We start from the raw sequence: 3,607 nt of genomic DNA on the forward strand, positions 1-3,607 counted from the left end.
AAAACGAATAATAATAACACTCCTGCAATTCTGCCTGTTTTTTGATTTGATTTCATTTTTTTTATATTTGATTGATTGGCTATCTGACGGTTCTTCTTCAAAAATGTTACAAACTGGCAGGTTTTCAAATTGCACACAACGGTTGTGTATAAGAATAGTGCGGTTTTGTGTCCGAGGATTTTCCGCAGGAAAATCAGAGAGACCAAAAGAGCACTAACCTTTTGATTTAGGAATAAATTTAAGCATTATTTTTATACTTTGTTGTGCGCTGAACGTTGTTAATCAACCTTTAGTGAACTTATTTGCATCAAAAGGTTCTATGCTATAATAGCAATCTTTATGCTCAACAATGTAAATAATCATATTCCACTTATTTCCTAAATTATCCTTTAGTTTCAAATTATATTTAAGAGTGCTAAGATTGTCATCTTTTTCTTTGTCAATCTGCTCATAAGATTCTAGGTCAAATTTCCAATCTTTTAATTTATGTATTTTTTCAATTGTCTGAATCATTATATTGTAACTCGTTGAAAACATTTCAATTAAATTACTTCTGTTTTTTATGTATTCAAGTATTTCTAGTTTTGAAGGATCTTTTCCTCCAGATTCTACCCAGATTCTCTCTATTTTGTCAAAGTCAATATTGTCTATGTAATTTTCAGTATTTCTATTATTTATAGAAGTAATTGTGCTTTTAATTAAACTATCAATATTTAAACAATCAGTTTTTTTTATTGTCTTACAAGAGGATGTAAACATTAAAAGTATTCCGATTAAGATTATTTTGAATTGTTTCATACGTAATTAAAATAATTTGGCTTTAGTTTCTTTAAACATTAATTCATATTACTAAATGGTTCTGATAGTTTTGCGCACAACGGTTGTGTATAAGGATAGTGCGGTTTTGTGTCCGAGGATTTTCCGCAGGAAAATCAGAGAGACCAAATACGCGCTATCTTTTTGATTTAGAAATAAAATTAAGCATTATTTCTTATACTTTGTTGTACGCTGGCTTTTATTTTATCTTTCAATATTATAATACTTGGAACTATTGAAAAGATTGCACTTAATCCAATTGTAAGTCCGAAATTTATATTGTTCCAATGAATTTTGACAATTCCGTTGTCACAAGCCGTACATTGTACTACTTTTAAATTTGCATTAATTGCTGAAATTAGGAAAATAGAGATTCCAAAAATCAGTAGGCAAAGTATAGCATTTTTCAAAATCCGCTTTGTTTTAAGTCCGATGTTTGCCAATAAAAAAGTCATTAAAGCAAATCCGAGTATATATTCGAATGTTCTGTCCGAAAAGATGGAAATATTTTTTCCCACAAACTGAATTTTGTCGGAAGTCGAAAACTTGAATATATCTTGAATTATTCCTCGGAAAAATGACTCAAAATAGAATCCGATACTCATTCCAAGAATAAATCCAACTATTCCGATAAATACTTTTTTTATCAATTTGAGTGAGTTTTTCAGCTTGCGTACAACGGTCTTGTGTATGGTTAGTTGCGTGTTTCAGCAACTAATTTAGCAAACATTCACGAGCCAGAGGAATTTCCGATAGGAAATTCCGAGTAGACCAGAACCAAGCAATTAATTATACACGTTGTTGTAGCACGTTATTTTATGTTATTCAGTTGGTCAGTTGTTCTATCTCTCATTCTATTCAGAGGTTCCAAATCTTTGTCTGAAACTTTTTCACAAATCATTTTGACTCTTTCCAATTTTTTAAGTTTGTCCAAAAATTTGAAAGTGTCGTATTCCTTATTTGTTTTACTAATTTGAAGAACTTTTAAGTTTTCGGCATTTCCGATACTCGATATTTGTTCGATATTAGGAATACTATATGTAAAAAACACTTCAAGATTTTTATGGTTTTTGGATATTCCATTAAAATTTTTGAGATATTTTAGATAGTACAAGTGTATCTCTTTTAAATTGGATAAGTTTTCTATTCCGATTAAGGATTTTACTGTTCCATTGACTAATTCTAATCTGATTAATTTTTTAAAGTCTGATAAGATAGTTAAATCATCTTTTTTTAAATACCATATTTTACAAGAAATAAGTTCAGACAATTCATTAAAGTTTTTGAACTTTGAACTCCAATTAACAGAAATTAACTTTAATTTTTTACTAACTTCAGAGAAGTCTAATTCCGAATTCTTGCATTCCTCTCCAATTGTTAAGACTTGAAGATTCTTAAAAATATTTAAGGTATTTAGATTGTCAAATTCCTTTTTAATTGACACTTCTGTAATTCTATCACAATCAAACTTTTTTAGGATTTCAAGATTATCATATTCAAAAAACTGTTCGGAAATAACAATTGATTTAATGTTATATTTTTTCAGATAACGAAAACTTCTTTTTAGTCTTTTCGAATTGAGGTATAAATTCTTTTTCTCCGTAGCGAATAATGGATTAACATAGGTTGTTTCTGTTATTTTAATTCCTCTAATTTCGGTGTGTTCCATAATGTGCTACAACGGTTGTGTATAAGAATAGTGCGATTTTGTGTCCGAGGATTTTCCGCAGGAAAATCAGAGAGACCAAATACGCGCTATCTTTTTGATTTAGGAATAAATTTAAGCATTATTTCTTATACTTTGTTGTGTACAGTTATTTATATTCATAATAGAATTCGTTTCTCAATTTTTCATTCCGAGCGAATTCCTTTTTTCTTTTTAATATTCCTTTTTCGTTATAGTAGAAAATAGTGTATTCCATTACAGCATTCTTTTTTTTGTAAACTTTCTCTATTTTACTAATCCCAAATTCGTCGTGTTCATAACGATAGAATTCATAATCGCTATCATCTCTTTTAATTAATCGTCCTATCTTATCGTATTCGTAAGTAAACTTTTTTCGGTATTTTTTTCTGGTCGGAAATGTTTCAGAAATCAAAACCCCGTTTTTGTAATCGTCTATTCGAAACAAAACAGAATCTCTATAATGTTCAATTTGCTTTAGTTTTCCAAACAGATTGTATTTGTAATAGTTCTTTCCGTCTAAATCTGATATAAAGTCCAGTTTACCTTTCCTTTTGTATTTCTTTTCTATTATTGTGGTAATTCTTTTAAGTTTAGGCTCATATTTTAATAAAACGATACTGTCAGGATTTTGATAATTGTCATAATAGGTTTTTAAAATTCCATTTCCCATTCCAGCGTCATAATTTTTTGAACTCCGCTTATTTCTTATTTCCGAAAACTTCCCTTTAGAAAGGAAAAAATGCCCAAATTTTGAGCTGTCCTTTAAGAATTCTAATTTTTCATAGAAAAATCCACTTTTATATTCAGTCAGTTTTGTCCAAAGAGTGGTGTCCTTTGTTTTTGGGTTAATATTCCATTCGTACCTTATTGACTTTACTTCAGATGTGTCAATTTTTACTTGCGAAAAACTCGAAGTATAAACGGAAATTATAATGATTAGAAGGATGTTCTTCATAATTGTACACAACGGTTGTGTATAAGGATAGTGCGGTTTTGTGTCCGAGGATTTTCCGCAGGAAAATCAGAGTGACTAAAAAAGCACTAACCTTTAGATTTAGGAATAAATTTAAGCATTATTCCTTATACTTTGTTGCCCACAGTAGA

4 protein-coding genes are annotated in these 3,607 nt (G+C 29.4%); all 4 read right to left on the bottom strand.

Annotated elements, in window-relative coordinates:
• Window positions 1-282 precede the first annotated feature (282 nt).
• The gene (locus ACH5TW_RS00155) at window positions 283-759 is read right to left on the bottom strand and encodes a hypothetical protein (protein WP_439334448.1); all 477 of its coding nucleotides are present in this window, start codon (window positions 757-759) and stop codon (window positions 283-285) included.
• Window positions 760-977: 218 nt separating this feature from the next.
• Window positions 978-1,466: a hypothetical protein gene (locus tag ACH5TW_RS00160; RefSeq protein WP_439334449.1), complete on the bottom strand. Its 489-nt coding sequence runs from the start codon at window positions 1,464-1,466 to the stop codon at window positions 978-980.
• Between the two features lie 161 nt (window positions 1,467-1,627).
• Window positions 1,628-2,485: a hypothetical protein gene (locus ACH5TW_RS00165; protein WP_439334450.1), complete on the bottom strand. Its 858-nt coding sequence runs from the start codon at window positions 2,483-2,485 to the stop codon at window positions 1,628-1,630.
• A gap of 145 nt (window positions 2,486-2,630) precedes the next feature.
• Window positions 2,631-3,458 (bottom strand): hypothetical protein, encoded by an 828-nt coding sequence (locus ACH5TW_RS00170; protein ID WP_439334451.1) that lies wholly within the window; start codon window positions 3,456-3,458, stop codon window positions 2,631-2,633.
• Between the last annotated feature and the right edge of the window lie 149 nt (window positions 3,459-3,607).

The sequence above is a fragment of the Thalassobellus sediminis genome (assembly GCF_044386045.1).
GTDB classification, from domain to species: domain Bacteria; phylum Bacteroidota; class Bacteroidia; order Flavobacteriales; family Flavobacteriaceae; genus Thalassobellus; species Thalassobellus sediminis.

Coding starts and splice junctions, on each gene's coding strand:
- ACH5TW_RS00155 (WP_439334448.1), bottom strand. CDS start 759: ATGTTTACATCCTCTTGTAAGACAATAAAAAAAACTGATTGTTTAAAT.
- ACH5TW_RS00170 (WP_439334451.1), bottom strand. CDS start 3,458: ATGAAGAACATCCTTCTAATCATTATAATTTCCGTTTATACTTCGAGT.
- ACH5TW_RS00165 (WP_439334450.1), bottom strand. CDS start 2,485: ATGGAACACACCGAAATTAGAGGAATTAAAATAACAGAAACAACCTAT.